Annotated in this window: 18 protein-coding genes and 1 pseudogene; 16 read left to right on the top strand and 3 right to left on the bottom strand. The window is 71.2% G+C overall.

The features are described from left to right. Positions 1 to 16 precede the first annotated feature (16 nt). Positions 17 to 1,939, top strand: coding sequence for an AMP-dependent synthetase/ligase (locus ACFYV1_RS14620; protein ID WP_389395801.1), 1,923 nt, complete (start codon positions 17 to 19; stop codon positions 1,937 to 1,939). Between the two features lie 229 nt (positions 1,940 to 2,168). Here the strand turns inward: ACFYV1_RS14620 and ACFYV1_RS14615 are convergent, their stop codons facing one another. After that, positions 2,169 to 2,372 carry a cold-shock protein gene (locus ACFYV1_RS14615; RefSeq protein WP_003967102.1) on the bottom strand — a complete coding sequence of 68 codons (204 nt, stop codon included), beginning with the start codon at positions 2,370 to 2,372 and terminating at the stop codon, positions 2,169 to 2,171. 295 nt (positions 2,373 to 2,667) lie between these two features. Here ACFYV1_RS14615 and ACFYV1_RS14610 point away from each other — a divergent pair, with 295 nt between their 5' ends. The 9 genes and pseudogenes from ACFYV1_RS14610 to ACFYV1_RS14570 all read left to right on the top strand — a co-directional run bounded on the left by ACFYV1_RS14610 (position 2,668) and on the right by ACFYV1_RS14570 (position 13,884). Continuing rightward, entirely contained in the window at positions 2,668 to 3,564 is an 897-nt protein-coding gene (locus ACFYV1_RS14610; protein ID WP_389395800.1) for a menaquinone biosynthetic enzyme MqnA/MqnD family protein, read from the top strand. Between the two features lie 45 nt (positions 3,565 to 3,609). Beyond that, the gene (locus tag ACFYV1_RS14605) at positions 3,610 to 5,496 is read left to right on the top strand and encodes a protein kinase (protein WP_389395799.1); all 1,887 of its coding nucleotides are present in this window, start codon (positions 3,610 to 3,612) and stop codon (positions 5,494 to 5,496) included. A 73-nt stretch (positions 5,497 to 5,569) separates the two neighbouring features. After that, positions 5,570 to 7,354 (top strand): protein kinase, encoded by a 1,785-nt coding sequence (locus ACFYV1_RS14600; RefSeq protein WP_389395798.1) that lies wholly within the window; start codon positions 5,570 to 5,572, stop codon positions 7,352 to 7,354. A 75-nt stretch (positions 7,355 to 7,429) separates the two neighbouring features. After that, the gene (gene mqnC / locus ACFYV1_RS14595; RefSeq protein ID WP_389395797.1) at positions 7,430 to 8,629 is read left to right on the top strand and encodes a cyclic dehypoxanthinyl futalosine synthase; all 1,200 of its coding nucleotides are present in this window, start codon (positions 7,430 to 7,432) and stop codon (positions 8,627 to 8,629) included. A gap of 7 nt (positions 8,630 to 8,636) precedes the next feature. After that, positions 8,637 to 9,236: a hypothetical protein gene (locus tag ACFYV1_RS14590; protein ID WP_389395796.1), complete on the top strand. Its 600-nt coding sequence runs from the start codon at positions 8,637 to 8,639 to the stop codon at positions 9,234 to 9,236. Positions 9,237 to 9,614: 378 nt separating this feature from the next. Next, a complete protein-coding gene (locus ACFYV1_RS14585) occupies positions 9,615 to 10,310 on the top strand; it encodes a demethylmenaquinone methyltransferase (protein WP_389395795.1) in 696 nt (231 codons plus the stop codon). Positions 10,311 to 10,342: 32 nt separating this feature from the next. Then, complete coding sequence (locus tag ACFYV1_RS14580; protein WP_389395889.1) at positions 10,343 to 11,251, top strand: glutaminase; 909 nt, start codon at positions 10,343 to 10,345, stop codon at positions 11,249 to 11,251. Between the two features lie 155 nt (positions 11,252 to 11,406). Next, positions 11,407 to 11,475 (top strand): annotated as a pseudogene (locus ACFYV1_RS14575) (zinc-ribbon domain-containing protein); the annotation flags it as partial. 72 nt (positions 11,476 to 11,547) lie between these two features. Continuing rightward, complete coding sequence (locus ACFYV1_RS14570) at positions 11,548 to 13,884, top strand: hypothetical protein (protein ID WP_389395897.1); 2,337 nt, start codon at positions 11,548 to 11,550, stop codon at positions 13,882 to 13,884. On the opposite strand, the gene ACFYV1_RS14565 is transcribed toward ACFYV1_RS14570, so the two are convergent. Then, entirely contained in the window at positions 13,871 to 14,398 is a 528-nt protein-coding gene (locus ACFYV1_RS14565) for a GNAT family N-acetyltransferase (protein WP_389395794.1), read from the bottom strand. The two genes, ACFYV1_RS14570 and ACFYV1_RS14565, sit on opposite strands and share 14 nt — an antisense overlap. A 122-nt stretch (positions 14,399 to 14,520) precedes the next feature. Here ACFYV1_RS14565 and ACFYV1_RS14560 point away from each other — a divergent pair, with 122 nt between their 5' ends. The 3 genes from ACFYV1_RS14560 (at position 14,521) to ACFYV1_RS14550 (ending at position 17,450) form a co-directional block, all read left to right on the top strand. Next, entirely contained in the window at positions 14,521 to 15,807 is a 1,287-nt protein-coding gene (locus ACFYV1_RS14560) for a geranylgeranyl reductase family protein (protein ID WP_389395793.1), read from the top strand. A gap of 8 nt (positions 15,808 to 15,815) precedes the next feature. Then, positions 15,816 to 16,034, top strand: coding sequence for a hypothetical protein (locus ACFYV1_RS14555; protein WP_389395792.1), 219 nt, complete (start codon positions 15,816 to 15,818; stop codon positions 16,032 to 16,034). A 153-nt stretch (positions 16,035 to 16,187) separates the two neighbouring features. Next, positions 16,188 to 17,450 carry a benzoate/H(+) symporter BenE family transporter gene (locus ACFYV1_RS14550; RefSeq protein ID WP_389395791.1) on the top strand — a complete coding sequence of 421 codons (1,263 nt, stop codon included), beginning with the start codon at positions 16,188 to 16,190 and terminating at the stop codon, positions 17,448 to 17,450. Between the two features lie 217 nt (positions 17,451 to 17,667). Here ACFYV1_RS14550 and ACFYV1_RS14545 read toward each other — a convergent pair whose 3' ends face one another. Beyond that, a complete protein-coding gene (locus ACFYV1_RS14545; protein WP_389395790.1) occupies positions 17,668 to 18,474 on the bottom strand; it encodes a C40 family peptidase in 807 nt (268 codons plus the stop codon). A gap of 690 nt (positions 18,475 to 19,164) precedes the next feature. Here ACFYV1_RS14545 and ACFYV1_RS14540 point away from each other — a divergent pair. The 3 genes from ACFYV1_RS14540 to ACFYV1_RS14530 are packed head-to-tail and all read left to right on the top strand — an operon-like array spanning position 19,165 to position 20,822. After that, positions 19,165 to 19,524, top strand: a complete 360-nt coding sequence (locus tag ACFYV1_RS14540) for an NADH-quinone oxidoreductase subunit A (RefSeq protein ID WP_003974383.1) — start codon at positions 19,165 to 19,167, stop codon at positions 19,522 to 19,524. A gap of 18 nt (positions 19,525 to 19,542) precedes the next feature. Continuing rightward, the gene (locus ACFYV1_RS14535; RefSeq protein ID WP_389395789.1) at positions 19,543 to 20,097 is read left to right on the top strand and encodes a NuoB/complex I 20 kDa subunit family protein; all 555 of its coding nucleotides are present in this window, start codon (positions 19,543 to 19,545) and stop codon (positions 20,095 to 20,097) included. Further along, positions 20,094 to 20,822: an NADH-quinone oxidoreductase subunit C gene (locus tag ACFYV1_RS14530; RefSeq protein ID WP_389395788.1), complete on the top strand. Its 729-nt coding sequence runs from the start codon at positions 20,094 to 20,096 to the stop codon at positions 20,820 to 20,822. The genes ACFYV1_RS14535 and ACFYV1_RS14530 overlap by 4 nt, the downstream gene beginning before the upstream one ends. Positions 20,823 to 20,847: the final 25 nt, after the last annotated feature.

Here is a 20,847-nt window from a genome sequence, read left to right as displayed (position 1 = left end):
TGACGAGGAGCCGCACGTGTCAGTCGATCTGGTTGTTCCCGCCGGTGCGCCCACGCCGGTGGCACCGCACAAGAAGCAGGTGGACGGCGTGGTGAGGGAGGTGTCCGTACCGGCGCTCGTGCAGCCCGTCACGGACGGTTCGCTCGCCGACATCCCCTTCGACAACGCCCGCGAGGCGCCCGGGGACGCGGTCCTCAGCCGCAAGGACGCCGACGGCGTCTGGCAGGACGTGACCGCGGCCCAATTCGCCGAGGACGTCCTCGCCGTGGCGAAGGGGCTGATCGCCGAGGGCCTCGAGCCCGGCGACCGCGTCGCGATCATGTCGCGTACGACGTACGAGTGGACGCTTCTCGACTTCGCGGCCTGGGCCGCCGGGCTCGTCACCGTCCCGATCTACCCGACGTCGTCCGCCTTCCAGGCCCGCTGGATCCTCGAGAACTCCGGCGCCGTCGCCTGTGTCGTCGAGAGCGCCGCCCAGGCCAGGATGGTCAGCCAGGAACGCAGGCAACTGCCCGGCCTGGCCCACCTGTGGGAGTTCGACACGGCCGCCGTGGCACGACTGCGGAAGGCCGGTGAGAAGGCCGGCGTCCCCGACGCGGTCGTCACCGCCCGCAGGGCGGGGCTCACGCCCGACACCGTCGCGACCCTGATCTACACCTCCGGCACCACCGGCCGGCCCAAGGGCTGCGTGCTCACCCACGCCAACTTCTTCGCGGAGGTCGACAACGCGATCGAGTTGCTGCACCCCGTCTTCAAGTCCGTCAGCAAGGAACCCGCCTCCACTCTTCTCTTCCTGCCCCTGTCGCATGTCTTCGGACGCATGGTCGCCATCGGCTGCCTGCGCGCCCGGGTGCGGCTCGGGCACGCCCCGTCCATCCAGACGGACGACCTGCTGGCGGACATGGCCGGCTTCCGGCCGACGTTCCTGCTGGCCATCCCGTACGTACTGGAGAAGGTCTTCAACACCGGCCGCGCCACCGCGGAGAAGATGGGCCGGGCCTCCTCCTTCGACCGGGCCGCGAAGATCGCTCAGCGGTACGGGCAGGCGGTCGAGGCCGCCCAGCACGGCACCGGCCCCGGGCCCTCCCTCGGGCTGCGGGCGGCGCGTGCGCTGTACGACCCGCTGGTCTACCGGCGCATCCGCGCGGCCCTCGGCGGAAAGGTCCGCTACGCCATCTGCGGCGGCTCCCCCCTGGGCCGCCGGCTCGCCTCCTTCTACGCGGGCGCCGGTATCCAGGTCTTCGAGGGGTACGGCCTCACGGAGACCACGGCGGCGTCCACGGTGACCCCGCCGCTGCTGCCCCGGCTCGGGACGGTCGGCTGGCCGATGCCGGGCACGGGGGTGCGCATCGCCGAGGACGGCGAGGTGCTGTTGCGCGGCGGGCAGGTCTGCGGCGGCTACTGGGACGCCGAGAACGGAGCGGCCGTCCCGCTGACGGACGAGGAGGGCTGGCTGCCCACGGGTGACCTCGGGGCGCTCGACGAGGACGGCTATCTGACGATCACCGGCCGCAAGAAGGACATCATCATCACCTCCGGCGGCAAGAACGTCGCCCCCGCCCCGCTCGAGGACTGGCTGCGTGCCCACCCGTTGGTGTCCCAGTGCATGGTCGTCGGGGACAACCGCTCGTACATCACGGCCCTGCTCACGCTCGAGCAGGACGGGCTCGACCACTGGCGGCGGATGAAGAAGAAGGTGCATCTGCCGCTGGCCGACCTGGTGAAGGACGAGGAACTCCTCGGCGCGTTGCAGCGCGCGGTCGACGAGGCGAACCGCCTGGTGTCGCGGGCGGAGTCGATCCGCCGCTTCACGGTGCTGACGGCGGACTTCACGGAGGAGAGCGGCCATCTGACGCCGTCCCTGAAGCTGAAGCGCTCCGCGATCGCCCGTGACTTCGAGGCGGACATCGAGGCCCTCTACGACGGCCGGCGCGGCTAGGGTCTTTCGTTTGGATCAGGCCGGATCAGCGAGCGGGGTCTGGTGCCGTGCATCGACAACGCAGCGAGGTGCGGTGCCAGGGCACGCGAGCCCGGCAAGATCCGAACAAGAGGCCCTGGGGTCCCTCCGCCCGGGGCGCCCGCAAAGGCAGGAGCCCCGTCCCGTACGACCGTACGGGACGGGGCTCCTTGGGTACTGCGAGTCGTGCGCGATCGCCGACCCTGGCTGACTAGGCCGGGGTGACGTTCTCCGCCTGCGGGCCCTTCGGACCCTGGGTGACGTCGAAGTTCACGACCTGGTTCTCCTCGAGGGAGCGGAACCCGGACGCGTTGATCGCGGAGTAGTGGACGAAGACATCCGGGCCGCCGCCGTCCTGGGCGATGAAGCCGAAGCCCTTTTCAGCGTTGAACCACTTGACGGTTCCGGTAGCCATAAGCCCTCCTATGGGCCAAAGGGTTGCCCTGCTCCAGAACCTGCAAGAAGTCTGAAAACTACAAAAGCCTGCGGGTTACATGCTCCGCAGGCTCTGTACTGCAAGGGAAACCAAACTGCAACTTGCGTCGAGCCTAGCACGCAGCGTGTGGGCAGCGGTAGAGGTAAAGATCACTTCACCCGGACGTTTGACTGATCCCCCTCCGAGCTGACGAAGCCCAGCTCGGAGGGGGCGCGCCGGAGGGTCGTGGAGCCCCGGCGCGGGGCGGACGCGGCATCGGGTCTAGCCTCACGATGTGGACAGTCTTGGAGAAAGCACAGCATCCGACCTCCGTCGCAGCCGGCCGCGTGTCGGGCACATCCAGTTCCTGAACTGCCTTCCCCTTTACTGGGGGCTCGCCAGGACCGGAACTCTCCTCGATCTCGAACTGACGAAGGACACGCCGGAGAAGCTCAGTGAGCGGCTTGTCAGGGGCGAACTCGACATCGCGCCCGTCACGCTGGTGGAATTCCTGCGAAATGCAGATGAACTCGTCGCCTTTCCCGACCTCGCGGTCGGATGCGACGGCCCGGTGATGTCCTGCGTGATCGTCTCGCAGCTTCCGCTGGAACAGCTCGACAACGCACGGGTCGCGCTCGGCTCCACCTCCCGCACCTCCGTACGGCTCGCCCAGCTGCTGCTCGGCGAGCGGTACAAGGTCACCCCCGACTACTTCACGTGCCCGCCCGACCTCGGCGTGATGATGCAGGAGGCCGACGCGGCCGTCCTCATCGGTGATGCCGCGCTGCGGGCGTCCCTGCACGACGCTCCCCGACTCGGCCTCCAGGTCCACGACCTCGGCCAGATGTGGAAGGAGTGGACGGGCCTGCCGTTCGTGTTCGCCGTCTGGGCGGCCCGCAAGGACTACCTGGCCCGCGAGCCGGCCGTGGTGCACACCGTGCACGAGGCGTTCCTCGCCTCGCGTGACCTGTCCCTCGACGAGGTCGCCAAGGTCGCCGAGCAGGCGGCGCGCTGGGAGGCCTTCGACGCGGAGCTCCTGGAGCGCTACTTCACCACGCTGGACTTCCGCTTCGGCCCCGACCAACTCGAGGGCGTCCGGGAATTCGCCCGCAGAACCGGCCCGACGACCGGCTTCCCGGCGGATGTGAAGGTCGAACTCCTCGGACACGAAACCCGTCGGAACAGCCCTTAGTCTGAAGCCCTGACCGGCGGGGCGGGCCGAACGGGGGGAGTTCAGATGCAGGCACAGGCACTGGAACCGGGGGAGCCGCGCAGCATCGGCGCGTACCGGTTGCTCGGCAGACTCGGTGCGGGCGGTATGGGCCGTGTCTATCTCGGGCGCAGCGCGGGCGGTCGGACGGTCGCGGTCAAGGTCGTCCATCCCCACTTCGCCCTGGACAACGAGTTCCGGGCCCGGTTCCGGCGCGAGGTGGAGGCGGCGCGCCGGGTCGGGGGCGAGTGGACGGCGCCGGTGCTGGACGCGGACCCGGACGCGGCCCAGCCGTGGGTGGCGACCGGTTACGTCGCCGGACCTGCCCTGGCCGACGCGGTCGCCGAGCACGGGCCACTGCCCGACCGCTCGGCACGGGTGCTGGGGCGGGGACTCGCCCAGGCTCTGACGGCGGTGCACGGGGTGGGCCTGGTGCACCGTGACGTGAAGCCTTCCAACGTGCTGCTGACCCTGGAGGGTCCGCGGCTGATCGACTTCGGCATCGTGCGTGCCACGGACGGGACGGCGTCGCTCACCTCCACCGGGGCGTCCGTCGGATCGCCCGGCTACATGGCCCCGGAGCAGATCCTCGGCAGACGCGTCACCGGTGCGGCCGACGTCTTCTCGCTCGGTGCGACCCTGGCGTACGCCGCGACCGGTGAGGCCCCCTTCCCCGGAGACTCCTCCGCCGCGCTGCTCTACAAGGTGGTGCACGACGAGCCGGAGCTGGGGTCGCTCCGGGGCGACCTGCGGGAACTCGTCGCCGACTGCCTGGCCAAGGACCCCGCCGCACGGCCCGCCCCCGACGACATCGCGGCCAGACTCCTGCCCGAGGGGGTGGCCGGCGAGGGGTGGCTGCCGACGGCCATGGTCGAGCGGATCAGCCGGGCGGCGGTGGCGCTGCTGCATCTGGAGTCCTCGCCCGTGGGCGACGGGCCCGGTCCGGCACTGTCGGGGCCCGTTGACTTCAGCAGCCCCGCGGTCGGTGTGTTCGGCCCGCCTCTTTCCGGGACACCTGCCGCTCCGGAACCCCCGCGGCATCAGCCGTTCGGGCCGAGCGTCGCCGGGCCGGGAGCGTCGGGTCCGTCCGGCCCCTCGGGCCAGTCCGGCGGCCCCGGTCCGTCCGGCCCCTCGAGCCCATCGGGTCTCTCCAATCCCTCCAATCCGTCCGGCACCTTTGGCACGCCGGGTCCGGTCGGCCTGTCCGGTCCGGCCGGCGTCTCCCCCTCCGCCGGTCCGTCCAGTGGCCACGCCCCCTGTGCGAACGGTGTCTCGCCGACGGCCGGCCCTGTCCGGCGCGGACGCCAGATCAGCTGCGCCCTGGCGTTGGCGGTGGCCGGCGCAGTCGCCGCCGTGGCCGTCGGCAGCGTCTTCCTCCTCGAGTGGTTGCCCGGCAGAACAGACACGGGCAAAGGCGGCTCCGAGGCGGTCGGTTCGCCGTCGGGTGACAACGGGAGCGGCGGCTCCGGCGCGACGCGGCAACCGGCGGGCGGCGCCGGAGGCGCCGAGTCGCCGACCGGCTCCCCCGGCAGGGGCGCCACGGTTCCTCCGGCCTTCATCGGCACCTGGACAGGTGACGTGGAAGCGCCGACCACGTATTCGGAACACGTCCTCACCCTCGAGTTCACGGCCGGAAAGCAGAACGAGGAGGTCGCGCGCTCGACCGACCACCTCGTCCTGACGGGCGTCGCCGAGGCCAAGTGCCACGCCCTCGGCAAGCTCGTCTCGGCCACCGACACGTCCGTGCGCGTCGAGGAGCGCCTGGACCCGTACCGACCGAGCACGCCCGGTCAGTGCCAGGTGAGCAACACCGTCTGGGTGTTCACCCTCCAGGAGGACGGCACCCTGCGCTACGAACCCGAAGGCGCTGCGCCGGGACGGCAGTCGGGGACGCTCACCAGGACCGCTGGCTGAGGGCGGAGTCCCTCGCGGCGGACACCCTAGGCTGAGGTGCGACCGGCGCAGAAGGCCGAACGGGGGAGTTCAGATGCATCCGTTGGATGTGGGCGAGCCGCGCGAGATCGGGCCGTACCGGTTGCTCGGCAGACTCGGTGCGGGCGGTATGGGCCGTGTCTATCTCGGGCGCAGCGCGGGCGGTCGGACGGTCGCGGTCAAGGTCGTCCATCCGCACTTCGCGCTCGACGACGAGTTCCGGGCCCGGTTCCGGCGTGAGGTGGAGGCGGCGCGCCGGGTCGGGGGCGAGTGGACGGCGCCGGTGCTGGACGCGGACCCGGACGCGGCCCAGCCGTGGGTGGCGACCGGTTACGTCGCCGGACCCGCCCTCTCCCAGGCGGTCGTGGAGCACGGGCCGTTGCCCGTCCACTCGGTACGGGATCTGGGGGCCGGGCTCGCGAAGGCGCTCACCGTGGTGCACGGGCTGAGCCTGGTGCACCGTGACGTGAAGCCTTCCAACGTGCTGCTGACCCTGGAGGGTCCGCGGCTGATCGACTTCGGCATCGCCCGTGCCACCGACGGCACGGCGTCGCTCACCTCCACCGGGGTCTCCGTCGGATCGCCCGGCTACATGGCCCCGGAGCAGATCCTCGGCAAGGGCGTCACCGGCGCGGCCGACATCTTCTCGCTGGGTGCCGTCCTCGCGTACGCGGCGACCGGAACCGCGCCCTTCCCGGGCGACTCGTCGGCCGCGCTGCTCTACAAGGTGGTGCACGAGGAGCCCGAACTGGGCTCACTGGACGGCGAACTGCGGGACCTGGTCGCCGCGTGTCTGGCCAAGGACCCGGCGGCGCGGCCGGTCCCCGGCGAGATCGCGGACCGGCTGGCCGACGCTCCGCCGCAGGGTGCCGTCGGCCGGCTGCCGGGACCGCTGGTCGAGGAGATCAGCCGGGCGGCGGTCGAGCTGCTGCACCTGGAGTCCTCGTCGCCGGAGCCCGCGTCCTCAACCGCCCCGGAGTCCGGGCCCACGGCGTCGTCCGGGCCCTCGTCCGGGCCCTCGTCCGGGCCCTCGTCCGAGAACCCGTCCGCGCTCGCGGCCCCCTCACCCAATGCGTCCGGCCCCGTCGCGTTCAGCAGCCCGGCCGTCGGAGCCTTCGGCCCGCCCGTGGAACCGGGGACACCGGGGCAGGCCCCCGCGACGTGGGGTCCGCCTGCGGCGCCCGACGCCCCGACCGGTACGGCGTCCACCCCGCGGAAGGGACTCACGGTCTCGGCGTCCGGCGGCAGTCCCGGCGGCCCCGGCCGCCCCGGCCGCAGGATCAGCTGCACCCTCGCGCTCACGGTCGCGGGCGCCCTCGCCGCCGTCACCGTAGGCGGCGGGGTCATCCTCGACATGTGGGGGAACGGCGGTGCCGGCGCCGACAAGGGCGACGCCGGCGCGCAACCCCCGCCCGCAGCGACGGCCTCCACGTCACCGCCCGGTGCCGAAGGGCCCGAGCAGGTCGACGAGGTGCCCAAGGGATTCGTCGGCACCTGGACCGGTCCGGCGACCGAGCGGAGCGGCCTGCCGCACGGCACCCTGACGGTCACCGTCACCGAGGGCAGGAAGGGCGAGGACGTCGTCCGTACGACCACTTCGCTCTCGATGTTCGGCGTCACCGTCGAGTGCCACGGCGTGGGCAGGCTCGCAGCCGGCAGCACCACCGGGAAACTGAGGATCGAGGAACGCACGGACACGGAACGGCCCTCGAAGGGCCAGTGCACCGGGGGCGAGGCCCGATTGGACCTCACGCTCGCCGGTGACGGCACGCTGCGGTACCAGTCCCACGAGGATGCCGCGGGCCGTCCCACCGCGACGCTCACGAAGAAGCCCGGCTGACGGCCCGGCCGAGGCGGTGGCGTAGCCTGGATCGGTCCGTAGCTCCACCGTAAAACCGCCGAAGGGTGACGCCCGGTGACCGAGAAGGCCGATCTTCAGCCCGTCCTGGACCGTGCCGCCGAAGGCGGGCGGATCACGCCGGAGGAAGCGCTCGAGCTCTACCGTTCCGCACCGCTGCACGCCCTCGGCGCCGCGGCGGACGCGGTGCGGCGCCGTCGGTACGCCGGCAGCGAGCACATCGCGACGTACATCGTCGAGCGCAACATCAACTACACCAACGTGTGTGTCACGGCCTGCAAGTTCTGCGCCTTCTACGCACCGCCGAAGGACACCGCGAAGGGCTGGACCCGCGACCTCGACGACATCCTGCGCCGCTGCGCGGAGACCGTCGAACTCGGCGGCACCCAGATCATGTTCCAGGGCGGCCACCACCCGGACTACGGAGTCGAGTACTACGAGGAGCACTTCGCGGCCATCAGGAAGGAGTTCCCCCAGCTGGTGATCCACTCGCTCGGCGCGTCCGAGGTGGATCACATGGCACGGATCTCCAAGGTGTCCGTCGAAGAGGCGATCACGCGCATCCACGCCGCCGGCCTCGACTCGTTCGCGGGCGCCGGTGCCGAGCTCCTGCCCGAGCGGCCGCGCAAGGCGATCGCCCCGCTCAAGGAGTCCGGCGAGCGGTGGCTGGAGATCATGGAGATCGCGCACAACCTGGGTGTGGAGTCCACGTCCACGATGCTGATGGGCACCGGCGAGACGAACGCCGAGCGCATCGAGCACCTGCGCATGATCCGCGACGTGCAGGACCGCACGGGCGGCTTCCGCGCCTTCATCCCTTACACGTACCAGCCGGAGAACAACCACCTCAAGGGCCGTACGCAGGCCACGCTCTTCGAGTACCTCCGCATGATCGCGATCGCCCGGCTCTTCCTCGACAACGTCGCGCACATCCAGGGCTCCTGGCTGACCACCGGCAAGGAGGTCGGCCAGTTGTCGCTGCACTACGGTGCGGACGACCTCGGCTCGATCATGCTCGAGGAGAACGTCGTCTCCTCCGCGGGCGCCAGGCACCGCTCCAACCGCATGGAGATCATCGACCTGATCCGCAAGGCGGGCCGCGTCCCCGCGCAGCGGACCACGACGTACGAGCACATCGTCGTGCACGACGACCCGGCGGACGACCCGGTCGACGAGCGCGTCGCCTCGCACATCTCGTCCACGGCGATCGAGGGCGGTACGGCCCACCCCGAGCTGAAGCTGCTCCCGGCGAACTGACGCGACGGTGCTCACGATCCACGTCGCAGAGGCGTCGCCGGAGCTCGCCGTCCTCGTCGACGGCGCGCAGATCGCCGCCGTCGGCCCGTACGAGGACCTCGCCGCCGTCCGCCCGCAGGCGCGGGTGCGGCGGTGGCCCGGCATCCTCACTCCCGGCCTGCTCAACCCCTACGGTCCCGAGCTCCTCGAGGGCACCTATCACCCCGACCCGCGCGAGGCGGCCGAGTTCGGCACCGAGCCGATCACCGGGGAGCGCGCGCAGGCTCTCTTCCGGGCCGACGAATCGCGGCGGGGCGCCTCCGCGCGCCGGGGAGTCCAGCGGCTGCTCGCGCACGGGACGGTCGCCATCGCGGGCGAGCTGCGCGGCCGGCCCGCCGTCGACGCCGTACGGCGGGCCGGGATCGCCGTGGGCGGACGCCCGGCGAATCTGCGAGGGCCCGTCTCCTTCTCTCCCGTGCCGCTGATCCTGCTGCCGGCACCGGCCCCGGGCGGCCCCGCCCGGTTCGCCGTGTTCGACGTGCCGGACCGGGCCGAGCTGGTGCGGCAGGGGGCGTCGACCTGCGTGGCCACGGTCATCGGCGGCCGCCTGGTCCACCGGAGCAGATAGCGACGCCCCGGCCGCCGGCCACCCGCCCGGGACCGACTTCTGCTTCTCCTCCGTCGGCTGTTCGTCCGCGATCCGGACCAGGTCGAGGAAGGCCAGGGGGCCGGCGGCAACGGGTCGTTGGTCAGCGGAGCCGAGATGATCGACGTACGTGGTCCGGTGCAACCTGTGCTGGTTCGCCCGAGCGAATGCCTCGGAGTCCTGCTCGTTGCCGGGGGCATCGGCCCGCCCCTCCGGGGTCGTGATGATCCGCTGCACGCTTTCAACGCTCTCTGAGCGCCCGCGCCGGGAAACGGTCGCACACGACATGCACGGGCCGGTCGCGGGGCGCGCGGGAACCCGGGTCGGAGCACGGGCAGGGCCGGGTTGCACAATGGGTCCGTGACCCGAGCATCCCTGGAAAAGCAGCCGCACGAAGTCGCCTCGATGTTCGACGACGTGGCGGCGAACTACGACCTCACCAACGACGTGCTCTCGCTCGGCCAGGACCGCCGCTGGCGCAAGGAGGTCGCGAAGGCCGTGGATGCCCGCCCCGCGGAGAAGGTCCTCGACCTCGCCGCCGGTACCGGCACCTCGTCGCTGCCCTTCACCGCCGCCGGAGCGTACGTCGTGCCCTGCGACTTCTCCCTCGGCATGCTGCGCGAGGGCAAGAAGCGCAACCCCTGGCTCCCGCTCACCGCCGGCGACGCGACGAGGCTGCCGTTCGCCGACGACGTCTTCGACGCGGTGACGATCTCCTTCGGGCTGCGCAACGTGCAGGACACGGACGCGGCACTGCGCGAACTGCACCGGGTGACCAAGCCCGGCGGGCGCGTCGTGATCTGCGAGTTCTCCCACCCGACGTGGGCGCCGTTCCGGACCGTGTACGAGGAGTACCTGATGCGGGCGCTGCCTCCGGTGGCACGCGCGGTCTCGTCCAACCCGGACGCGTACGTCTACCTCGCCGAGTCGATCCAGAGCTGGCCGGACCAGCCCGCACTGGCCGGCCGCCTCCAGCAGGCCGGCTGGTCCAAGGTCGCGTGGCGCAACCTCTCCGGCGGCATCGTGGCGCTGCACCGCGGCACCAAGCCTCGCTGAGCACCCGGGTCATGGAGCTGCACGCGGTCGCCGTGGACTACCAGGCGGTCCTGGAGCAGATCGCCGCCGATGTCGCGCCGTTGATCGGCAGCGGCACGCCTGCCGAGTACATTCCGGCGCTCGCCGGCGTCGACCCGAGCCGCTTCGGCATGGCCGTCGCCGACGTCGGCGGCAAGGTGTACGGAGTGGGGGACTGGCAACACCCCTTCTCCGTACAGTCGATCACCAAGGTGTTCACCCTCGCGCTGGCCCTCGCGCAGGGTGACGACCTGTGGGAACGCGTCGGCCGCGAACCCTCCGGCAACCCGTTCAACTCGCTGGTGCAGCTGGAGTACGAGAACGGCATCCCGCGCAACCCGTTCATCAACGCGGGCGCCCTCGTCGTCACCGACCGGCTGCAGACCCTGACCGGTGACGCGAGCAGCGAACTTCTGGAGTTCCTGCGGCAGGAGAGCGGCAACCCGAACCTGGCCTTCGATCCCGAGGTCGCGGAGTCGGAGTCCGCGCACGGCGACCGCAATGCCGCACTCGCCCACTTCATGGCCTCGTACGGGAACATCGGCAACCCCGTGCCGACGCTGCTGGACCACTACTTCTGGCAGTGCTCGATCGAGATGAGCTGTGCCGATCTGACGCTCGCGGCCCGCTTCCTGGCCCGGCACGGACTGCGTGCCGACGGCTCGCGGCTGCTCACGCGCAGCGAGGCCAAGCAGGTCAACGCCGTGATGCTGACCTGTGGCACCTACGACGCGGCCGGTGAGTTCGCCTACCGGGTGGGGCTGCCCGGCAAGAGCGGTGTCGGGGGCGGGATCGTTGCGGTCGTGCCGGGCCGGTGCACGCTGTGCGTGTGGAGCCCCGGACTGGACGCGCGGGGCAACTCGGTGGCGGGAGTGGCGGCGCTGGACCGTTTCACGACGCTCACCGGTCTCTCCGTGTTCTGACGCCACCCCAGCTGGGCGCTGCGGAAGCCGAGTTGACGGGAACCGGCGGCCGGTGAAGATGAGTCAGTTGTCTACGACCGTTTACAACGCCCCTGTCTTCCCGCACGGCCTCCCCTGTTCTCCGGTCTCGTCCCCTGCTCTTTCGGAGTCTCTCCATGGCGTCGTACTGCCCGCACTGCGGCACACCGTCCCCGGACGATGCGCGATTCTGCATGAAATGCGGGAAGGAGCGGCTGCCCGAAGTGCCGGCGGCGCCACCGGCACCGCCGCCGTCAGCGACCCCGGCGGCCCCCGTGATGCCGACGGCCCCGCCTCCACCGGCGTACGGTCCCGGCCCCGCACAGCCGTCGCCCGTCGGCGCCTACCTCGGCCGGGCCTTCCGGGGCGACTGGCTGTCGTCCGCCAAGGCCGCGCTCTGGCCGGCCGGACTGCTGCTCGTGCTCGCGATCGCGCTGGCCTTTCCGACCTACGGCCAGGGCGACGAGGTCGTTGTCGGCTGGAGCGACCGGCTGCGCATCGCGCTGGCGCTGCTGCTGCAGGGTGTCGGCGGCAGCCTCGAACTGAAGGTGGCGGGACCCTCGCAGTACGGCCCCGGCGGTTCCGGCTCGGGGTACGGCTCCGGCTCGGGGTACGGCTCCGGCTCCGGGTACGGCGGGGCCTACGGTGGCTCCTACGGCTCCGACATGGACGAGTTCGCGCAGGGAGCGGCGCAGCTCTCCGTCGTACCGCTGACGGTGACGGCCCTGCTGATCGCGGCGCTCTGGTTCGGCGCGCGGCTGCTGCGGTCGCGCGGCGAGGGCATGGAGGCCGCCGTACGCGTCTCCGTCCTGGTCACGGGCTTGGTGCTGGTCCTCGGTCTGTTCGCGCAGCCGGAGATCGAGGGGGTGCGGGTCTCCTCCGCACCCGTGCTCGCCGCTCTCGGCGCGCTCGCGATCTCGTTCGTCGTCACGGCCTGGGTGCTGGGGCGTGACCTGCTCGCGGCCCGGATCGCCGGGCGGCCGGCAGCCGTGTCCACGGTCCGCGCACTCGGTACGGCAGCCGGCGTGCTGGGTGTGGTGGTCGGGTTGTGCTCGCTGGTCGGATTCATCGTGTTCGCCAACACGGACGACGTGGACGGCACGGCTCTGCTGTTCGCCCTGCCGATCCTGCCCAACGTCGGGTTCGCGGTTCTCGGGCTGAGCTGGGGCGTGCCCGTGGAGTACACCTTCCGGGGCGGCAGCGGCTGGGGCTCCGGAGTGGAGAGCGGCAGCGTCGGACTCGGCGAGATCTCCGACGAGTGGGGCGGCGGTGCCGTGGCCGGTGTGCTGGCGCTGGGCGTCGTGTGTGCTCTGGCCATCGGCCTGTGGACGGCCCGCCGCTCGGCCGACCGTCGTGAGCAGGTGCTGGCCGGGGCGTTCGCGCTGGGGCTCCTGCTGGTGTTCACCGGACTCAGCGGGGTCACCACGGACGCGGCGGGCGGCGTCGCCGACATCGGCGCCCTGGGCAGGGCCGAGATCGCCCCGAGCGTTCCGGACGCCCTGCTGTTCGGTCTGCTGTGGGTGGGCGGAGCGCTGCTGCTCGGCCCGGTGCTGCTGCGGGTCGCGGGCGGAGGGGCGGCGACGGCCGCGGCCGCGCCGCCCGTGCCGCCGCCTGTGTGGCCGGTCGCGGGTCAGCCGCCCACGGCTCCCGCCGGTCCCGACCAGGTGGCGGGCACCGCGCCCGCGGCTCCCGCCGGTCCCGACCAGGTGGCGGGCACCCCGCCCGCGCCGCCCGCCACGGAGCCCGTCGCCGGCCCGGCCCCCGCCGTGACCGTACCCACGCCCACCGCCGTCGACGGCGGAGCCGCGGCGTACGTTCCCGGGCCGTACGCGCCGCCGCCCCCGCCTCCCGGCACATACGACGAGCCTGCCGCCGACGGGGGCCGCAGGCGGCGGGTCCTGGTGTGGACGGCCACCCTCGTCGCCGCGTTCGTCATCGGCGGCGGGGCGACGGCAGGCGTCCTGATGCTTCAGAACAAGGACGACAAGGCCGACCCGTCGGTCGAGGTCGTCGAGAAGCCCGGTACCGACGCGAAGGGATCCGCGCAGCCCTCGGCCCCCTCCTCCCAGTCCTCGCCGTCGCCGTCACCCACCGCGCCGCCGGCCGCCTCCCCGACGCCCTCGCCCCGTGACGCCGGGCCGTCGGACGGCACCGACCCCGGGCTCCCCGCCGGTTTCGTGCTCAAGCAGGACCCCGCCGGGTTCTCCATCGGGGTGAGGGAGGGCTGGTCACGTCGCCAGGTCGGCAGCCAGATCTTCTATGAGGCCCCCACCGGCGGGGACTACGTCCAGGTCGGGATCGTCAGGAACACCCCGATGAGTTCGTACGAGAACTTCGCCGGCCTCGAGCAGAAGCACCTGGCGAACAGCGGCAGCGACTACGAGCGGGTCCGCATGGAGGAGAACACGTACCAGGGACGGCCGGGCGCGATCTGGGAGTTCACGCACATTCCCGAGCCCGACGAGAGCGACCGCCGGCGCCACGTCATCGACCAGGCGTTCGTCGCCGCCGACGGCACGGAGTACGCGATCCTCGCCGCCGGACCCGCCGACGAGTGGGACCCGGTCGAGGACACGGTGTTCTCCACGGCCGTCAGCACGTTCAGGCTGGGCTGAGCCCGCTCAGCTCCAGCCGGAAGCAGTACCCCTGTTGCTTCGACGGAGTCGTGAAGGTCTCGGCCAGCTCCATGCCGAGCCGCCGGGTCACGGCGATGGACCGCTCGTTCTTCGAGTGCACCATCGCCACGACCCGCTCCACCCCCGCCGCCCGTACCCGCTCCAGCGTGGTGCGGGCGGCGGCGGTCGCATAGCCCTTGCCCCATGCGGAACGGGCCAGCCGCCAGCCGATCTCGATCTCGCCGACGGGGCCGAAGTCCTTGTGCGGCCAGGGCTGGGCGCCGGTGAAGCCGATGACGCCGCCCTCCTCGTCGAGCATCGTCCACAGGCAGAAGCCGTACTCCGCGTCATGCCTGCGCTGGCGCGCGGTGAGCTCCTCGTAGACGGACAGTTCGGCCGCTGCTCCGCCGTGGAACTCCATGACGTCCGGGTCGTCGAACACGCGGTGCCATGCGACGGCGTCCTCGTCCGTGGGCACCCGGAGCTGTATGACGGGAAGCGGCCTGCTGGTCATAGACGGAGCCCTTCGGTCGGTTGATCGGTACGCCACCTTAGACTGCACAAGACTGCACCTGTCGTGTGCCGTTCGGTACGCAATATCGACAGCGCCCCATCGAATCCTCGGGAGAAGCCGCCGTGACCGAAGCCCTCACCGAGCACACTGCCGATGTGATCGTCGTCGGGGCGGGCCCGGCCGGCTCCACCACCGCGTATTACCTGGCCAAGGCCGGGCTGGACGTGCTGCTGCTGGAGAAGACCGCCTTCCCGCGCGAGAAGGTCTGCGGTGACGGCCTCACCCCCCGCGCCACCAAGCAGCTCGTCTCGATGGGGATCGACATCTCGGAAGAGGCCGGCTGGCTGCGCAACAAGGGCCTGCGGATCATCGGCGGCGGTGTGCGGCTCCAGCTGGACTGGCCGGATCTCGCCTCCTACCCGGACTACGGTCTGGTCCGCAAGCGCGACGACTTCGACGAGCAGTTGGCGAGGCAGGCGCAGAAGGCGGGTGCCCGCCTCTACGAGCGCTGCAACGTGGGCGCGCCGGTCATCGACGACCGCACGGGCCGGATCACCGGTGTGCACGCCAAGCTCGGCGAGGAGAAGACCCCGGTCACCTTCCAAGCCCCGCTCGTCGTCGCCGCCGACGGCAACTCCTCCCGGATCTCGCTGGCCATGGGCCTGCACCGGCGCGAGGACCGTCCGATGGGCGTGGCCGTCCGCACGTACTTCACCTCGCCGCGCCACGACGACGACTACCTCGAGTCGTGGCTGGAGCTGTGGGACCGCCGTGGCCCGGGCGAGGACCGGCTGCTGCCCGGTTACGGCTGGATCTTCGGCATGGGCGACGGCACCTCCAACGTCGGCCTGGGTGTGCTCAACACCTCCGCCTCCTTCAAGGAGCTGGACTGGCGCGAGGTCCTCAAGGCCTGGTGCGCCTCGATGCCGGAGGACTGGGGCTACACGCCGGAGAACATGACCGGCCCGATCCGCGGGGCGGCCCTGCCGATGGCGTTCAACCGCCAGCCCCACTACACACGCGGGCTGCTGCTGGTCGGCGACGCCGGCGGCCTGGTCAACCCGTTCAACGGCGAGGGCATCGCGTACGCGATGGAGTCCGGCCAGATCGCGGCCGAGGTCATCGTCCAGGCCCACGCCCGCCGGACGCCTTCCCAGCGCGAACTCGCCCTGCACCGCTACCCGAAGGTCCTCAAGGACACCTACGGCGGCTACTACACGCTGGGCCGCGCGTTCGTGAAGCTGATCGGCAACCCGAAGGTCATGAAGATCGCGACCCAGCGGGGTCTGACCCACCCGATGCTGATGAAGTTCACGCTCAAGATGCTGGCCAACCTGACCGACCCGTCGGGCGGCGACGCGATGGACCGCATCATCAACGGCCTGTCCAAGGTCGCGCCGAAGGCCTGAGGTCCGGCATGCCGCCGGGCGGCGTGCGGATGCGTCCGGCGCTGCCCGGCGACGCCGAGGCACTGTGCGCGGCACACGTGGACAACCGGGACCATCTCGCACCCTGGGAGCCGCGCCGCGCCGAGGAGTTCTTCACGGTCGACGGCCAGGCCCGCCGCATCGACGGCGCCTGGCGCGACCACCGCCTGTTCCAGCGCATCCTGCACGACCGGCCCCCGCACCTCTGACAGCGGCGCCCCGGCGTCAACGTCCCTTCGCCACCGGGGCAGGCGACGCGCCGTCGCGGGCGGCCGTGGGCGGCCCGTCCAGGTGACGGACGGGCCGCCCGCCGCTCCGGGGCCGGTGCGAGGATGGGCGCTCGCGGGGATACGGGGAGGCTCATGATGTCCGGGCGGTCCGGTCTGCTCAAGGACGCGTCGCTCACGGCGGTCACCGCCGGGATCGTCGCCACCGTCGTCTCGTACGCGGGACCGCTCGCCCTGGTCCTCGCAGCGGCCGACGCCGCCGGGCTCACCGCCGTACAGACCTCCTCCTGGGTCTGGGCGATCTCCATCGGCGCGGGACTCACCTGCATCGGGCTCAGCTGGTGGAGCCGCGCGCCCGTCATCACCGCGTTCTCCACGCCGGGCGTCGCCATCCTGGTCACGGCCCTGCCGCAGCACGGCTACGCGGAGGCGATCGGCGCGTTCCTCGTGGCCGGGCTGGCGGCCACGCTTCTGACCGTCACCGGGGTGTTCGCCAGGGTGCTGGCCAAGATCCCCGAGGGCGTCGTCTCCGCGATGCTCGCGGGGATCCTCTTCTCCTTCGGCGTCGACATCTTCACCTCGCTGCACGCATCGCCCCTGTCGGCGGGGTCGATGCTCGTCGCGTATCTCCTCGCTCGCCGCTTCGTCCCCACGTACGCGGTGGTGGCGGCGCTCGTCGTCGGTGTCGCCGTCGCGGCCGTGACCGGCGGGCTGGGCGTCGACGTACCGGGCCCCGGCTTCGCCGTCCCGAACTTCACGGCACCGGAGTTCTCGGCAGGTGCGCTCGTCGGCATCGGTGTCCCGCTGCTGGTGGCGACGCTCGCCGGCCAGTACGCCCCGGGCCTGGCGGTCCTGCACGCGTCCGGCTACCGGCCCGACGCCAGGGTGGTGTGCGGGGCGACGGGCGTCGCCTCCGTGCTGCTGGCCCCGTTCGGCTCGCACGCGCTCAACCCGGCGGCCATCACCGCCGCGATCTGCACCGGCCCGGACGCGCACCGGGATCCGTCCCGGCGCTGGGTGGCCGGGGTCGCCTGCGGTGCCGGCTATCTCGTCGTCGGCTGCTTCGGCTCGACGCTGGTGGCCCTCTTCACCGGGTTGCCCGAAGCGCTCGTCCTCACTCTCGCCGGGGTCGCCCTGCTCGGATCGCTGGCAGGAAGCCTGGCCCGGACGGTCGCGGACGACGCGAGCCGCGAGGTCTCCGTGCTCACCTTCCTCGCCACCGCGTCCGGTGTGACCGTCGCCGGGATCGGCTCCCCCTTCTGGGGTCTGCTCGTGGGCGTCGGCGCCCATCTGCTGCTCGGCGGCGGCCGCTCGGGCAGCGGCCCGTCCGGCCCGGAACGTCAGGTCGCTGCGGGCGGCGTCCCGGACAAGGACCGGGCGGCGGAGCGCCGGCCGTAGGGCTCGTCGCGACGGCGCCGCCGTCCGCGAGGGGCGTGGCACGAACTCGACGCGAGGGAGAGCACGCCCCGGCCGGATGAGGGCGCGGACCGTCTTCGGTCACGGGCGCCGGGCGGCTGCCCGGCGCCGACGCGTATGCGGGAAGGCCGCCGCCCCCTGGGGAGCGACGGCCCTTCGTGGCACAGAGGCACTCGGACGACCGAGTGCTGAGGGAATGTCAGAGGACGCGGACCGCGCCGCTCGCCGGGTAGCCGGACAGGTCCTGGATGACGACGCCCTTGCTGGGGTTGGCGGCGTCGAGGTACTGGCCGTCGCCGATGTAGACGCCCGTGTGGTAGGCCGAACCGGCGCCGCCCCAGTAGAGGATGTCGCCGATCTGCAGGTTCGACGTTCCCACCTGGGTGCCGGCCACCGACTGGTCCTGGGAGACGCGGGGCAGGTCGATGCCGACCTGACGGTAGGCGGCCTGGACCAGGCTGGAGCAGTCCCAGGCGTTGGGGCCGGTGGCGCCCATGATGTACGCGTCGCCGAGCTGCGCCTTGAGGAAGGCGACCACGGTCGCGGCGCTGCCGGTGGCGGAGCTGCCCGCGGAGCTGTAGGCGGAGAGCGAGGTGCGCTCGGAGTCGCGGGACGCGCGCTCCTGGGCGGCGGCCTCGGCGCGCTTCTTCGCCTCTTCCTTCTCCTTGGCCTCGGCCTCGCGGTCCGCCTCGGCCTTGGCCGTCCTGGCGTCCTTCGCGGCCTTGGCCGCGGCGGCGTCCTCCTGTGCCTGCAGCTGCGCCTGGAGTTCGAGGTCCAGGGCGACCTGCTGCGTGGCTTCGGCGGACTGCGCGACCGCGTTGATGGCGTCGGCCGTGAGAAGGGGCATCTCGATGGTCTCGGTCACCGGCTCGGCATTCGCCGGCCCGGCGGCACCTGCCACCGCGATGGTGCTGAGGAAGCCACCGGCAACTCCGGCCCGTATCGCCAGTTTCGAGGCGCTGCGGCGGGGCTTCCGGTGGCTGGGTATGTGAGCGGTGTGGGACATGAGTACAACCGCTATCAGGGCTTGACGGTTCCCTTCAAGAAACGTGTGTTGCGCCACAGTTACGACCGGAACCACTGAATCCGCTCCGCATGGACCCTTATTGACGCCGTAACGGGCAAAACGGTCAGGGGTGATCCGGCCCGTGATCACGGTCTTTCCGTAAAAGGTCCGAATTGCCGCAGGCTTACCACCCCTTTACGTCGTTGGCCAAGCCCGCTTTTGTTGAACTCTTGAGGGAGTGGCGCAGGTCACAGAACGGTCAACGTCCGGGCGTCCGGGAGGTCGTGAACCCGCGCCCGGGTCCACCGCGATCCGCCAGATCCCACTGCCGGGTGACCCCGCGTCCAATATCACCCGATGCGGTCCATCTCCAATTTGCGTGTACCTAACACCACTTGATATTGGGCCACGCCTCCGACCAGCGGTGACGGCTCCAGATGTCACGTCTGGTGATCACCCGGGAGCTTCGCGTACGAAGATCACCGCTCATCCGGCTTCATGATCCTTCGTCGGGTGGTGGAGATCACAAACTCCATGACCGACCCCGTGTCGCAGATCACAGACCGACAGGCATAGGATGCGGGGCAAACGGGCTTGTGAACTGCCTCACATGGACACGATCTTCGAGGCGGCGAGGCGGACGGCCCGGTGCGGTCCAACGGTCAGAGACGACTGGAAGGAGCGAGGAGGGTGAATGCTTACGCGCCCATCCTTGTGCTCGGCGCCCTCGGGGCAGGGTTTGCGATCTTCTCCGTGGTCATGGCCACGCTTATCGGTCCCAAGCGGTACAACCGGGCAAAGCTCGAAGCGTACGAGTGCGGCATCGAGCCCACTCCTACGCCCGCCGGAGGCGGACGCTTCCCGATCAAGTACTACCTGACGGCGATGCTCTTCATCATTTTCGACATCGAGATCGTCTTCCTCTATCCCTGGGCCGTCACCTTCGACGCCCTGGGGATCTTCGGGCTCGTGGAGATGCTGCTCTTCGTGCTCACCGTCTTCGTCGCCTACGCGTATGTGTGGCGGCGCGGCGGCCTGGAATGGGACTGAGGGGCTGAGGGGCACACCATGGGAATCGAAGAGAAGCTGCCGAGCGGTTTCGTACTCACGACCGTCGAACAGGCCGCGGGCTGGGTGCGCAAGTCATCCGTCTTCCCCGCGACCTTCGGCCTGGCCTGCTGCGCCATCGAGATGATGACGACCGGCGCCGGGCGGTACGACCTGGCCCGCTTCGGCATGGAGGTCTTCCGCGGCTCGCCGCGCCAGGCGGACCTGATGATCGTGGCCGGCCGGGTGAGCCAGAAGATGGCGCCCGTCCTGCGCCAGGTCTACGACCAGATGCCCAACCCCAAGTGGGTCATCTCCATGGGCGTTTGCGCGTCATCGGGCGGAATGTTCAACAATTACGCGATTGTGCAGGGTGTTGATCATATTGTCCCCGTTGATATCTATCTGCCGGGCTGCCCGCCGCGCCCCGAGATGCTGATGGACGCGATTCTCAAGCTCCACCAGAAGATCCAGAGCTCCAAGCTCGGCGTGAACGCGGAGGAAGCGGCCCGCGAGGCGGAGGAGGCGGCCCTCAAGGCGCTCCCGACGATCGAGATGAAGGGGCTGCTGCGATGACGGACCAGCCGAACCCGGAGAAGGAGCTCTCGGAGCAGAACCTTCCCGGGCAGCGCGGTGAGCACGGCGAGGAGATCCGCGTCCAGCGCGGCATGTTCGGCGCCAACAACGGAGGCGACACGTCCGGTTACGGAGGGCTCGTACGCTCCGTACGCCTGCCGGGGGCGGCCTCACGACCGTACGGCGGCTGGTTCGACGAGGTCGCCGACGAGCTCGAGGGCGCGCTGGAGGAGCAGGGACTCGTCCCGGAGAACGCCTTGGAGAAGACGGTCGTCGACCGCGGCGAACTCACCTTCCACGTCGCCCGCGAGCACCTGCCGCAGGTTGCCAAAACCCTTCGCGACGACCCGGCGCTGCGCTTCGAACTCTGCACCGGCGTGAGCGGGGTGCACTACCTGGAGGACAAGGGCCGCGAGCTGCACGCCGTATACCACCTGCGCTCGCTCACCCACGGCCGTCTGATCCGGCTCGAGGTCTCGGCCCCCGACAGCGACCCGCACGTCCCGTCGCTGGTGTCGGTCTATCCGACGAACGACTGGCACGAGCGCGAGACCTACGACTTCTTCGGTCTCGTCTTCGACGGCCACCCCGCCCTCACCCGGATCATGATGCCGGACGACTGGCAGGGCTTCCCGCAGCGCAAGGACTATCCGCTCGGCGGTATCGCCGTCGAGTACAAGGGCGCCCAGATCCCGGCTCCGGACCAGCGGAGGTCGTACTCGTGAGCTCCCACCCGTCGCCCGACCACCG

Origin of the sequence: Streptomyces sp. NPDC003023 (assembly GCF_042888225.1) — a bacterium.
GTDB lineage: Bacteria > Actinomycetota > Actinomycetes > Streptomycetales > Streptomycetaceae > Streptomyces.
Note: the sequence above shows the minus strand (reverse complement) of the source record. Positions and strands in the feature narration are given on the sequence as shown.